The sequence below is a fragment of the Pseudoalteromonas sp. Angola-7 genome, assembly GCF_028599255.1.
Lineage (GTDB): Bacteria > Pseudomonadota > Gammaproteobacteria > Enterobacterales > Alteromonadaceae > Pseudoalteromonas > Pseudoalteromonas atlantica.
Map to the genome: position 1 here is coordinate 1 of NZ_JAQREL010000050.1, position 459 is coordinate 459.

The following is a 459-nucleotide window of genomic DNA, read 5'->3' on the forward strand; positions in this document are numbered from 1 at the left end:
ATCAAGTATCGCTTTACCATCGGCAAGTTGCTCATGAGTTAATAAACCATCCTGTAAGTGAAAAATCACCCCGCTATTTGCTAGCATTAACCACTGTTTGTTATTGTAATTAATAATGCTGTTTACAGTAGCAGCTTTAGTACTTTCAAGGTGAAGCCACTCTTCTTCATCACGCTGCTTGCTGAATACATTACCTCTAAGCCCTGCGACTACTTCTTGAGAATTATCTGAATTAAAAGCGAAGAAAGAACCTGGGTATATTTCTTCAAGACGCAGCCAAGTTTTACCGTTATCTGTGCTTCTCGCTAGTAAGCCCATCTCACCAACAAGCATTAAGCCTTCAGAAGTTTGTTCAATTCGATTAAAATGTGGCAGGATTGATGCTGTTTCGGCCTCGTATCCTTCAGGATCATTGTCTTTTAAGTCGTTTAAATAATCTCTGTCTTCACTGAACAATAG

General features: G+C 39.2%; 1 pseudogene. It reads right to left on the reverse strand.

The window, feature by feature from the left end:
* Positions 1-459, reverse strand: a pseudogene (locus PSH50_RS21040) (hypothetical protein); the annotation flags it as partial.